At 36.4% G+C, this 1,062-nt stretch carries 1 protein-coding gene; it reads left to right on the top strand.

Annotated features, from left to right (window positions below; genetic code table 11):
- Positions 1–77: 77 nt before the first annotated feature.
- A complete protein-coding gene (locus tag L693_RS0102290) occupies positions 78–401 on the top strand; it encodes a hypothetical protein (protein WP_025715881.1) in 324 nt (107 codons plus the stop codon).
- The last annotated feature ends 661 nt before the right edge of the window (positions 402–1,062 follow it).

Genomic DNA, 1,062 nt, shown 5'->3' with positions numbered 1-1,062 from the left:
TTTTCTACCATTTTGTGGTTATTCAACAGGCGTGATCTGAAAATGTTGTAGCTTACCTTATTGGAATCATTAAAAAAGTGAATGAGAATCTATACCGTTATGTAAACGATAGACTCAGCCTTACTGACATGGATTTTGTAAGCGGCTTTTCACTTGTTCGTAAAGATGGGAACACCCTCAAGCTCATATTGGACAAGGAGACTTCAGGAAATAGTCTCGATCTCAATTTGGACACCGATGTAAATTCTAGGAATATCGTGGCCTTCCGTATGAACATGCTGGAAGGGGAGATCTGGGTACTAGTGCTAGCCGATTCTGGTAGCACTCCTTGGTCACAATGGAAAATGAAAGTTAATATAGAGGATGCTTCAGTTTCTAAAGGGATAGCGAAAGAGAAGTGAGATGATTCTAAAGGGCGTTTCCTTGACTACATAGAAAATTGTGGTTTCCCACCTTCTTGTAGAAGCGAAAGTCTTTTAGAGTGCATAAAAAGCTAAGACAAGGGTTATACTAAAGATACACCAAAGAATTTTCCCCTTGATCAACACGTCCTTGCAGGGCGTGTTTTTAATTCTAGGACTTATGCGTCTAACCATGATTATAAATAGTAGTTGGTCCTCAATACGTATCTCTCTTCTTAACAATAAGCCTTCAGGAAAGTCACAATCAGGTAGAAGATCCCTTTTATAAAAATGTATATATTAACAAAATTGTTCCCAGATCGTTGTTAATAGATACTAAATAGAAAAGAGGAACGTATGATTATGATCTCCCGGTAAACCGGTTTTTTTTTCTGTAAAAATAGGAACATATATTTTTATTTTGTTTAATTCTAACCATGTTCTTTTATACATAAGAGGTTTACTAAAGAAAGGGAGGGGTAAGAATTGCTTTCTGAAACAGAAACTCTAAAAAATACGCTTTTAAGTGATGCACCTAGATCGTTTAGATCTGATCGTATTATCCAGAGCTTTTTTACGAACGAGGAGAATGTTCGACTCAACTATAAATCAATAAGTGGATCTGAAAGTCAATGTGAACTAGAGGAAAGGTTCCGAAAAC

Source organism: Paenibacillus sp. 1-18, assembly GCF_000520755.1.
GTDB lineage: Bacteria > Bacillota > Bacilli > Paenibacillales > Paenibacillaceae > Paenibacillus > Paenibacillus brasilensis.
This window is presented reverse-complemented; position numbering and strand designations above follow the sequence as displayed.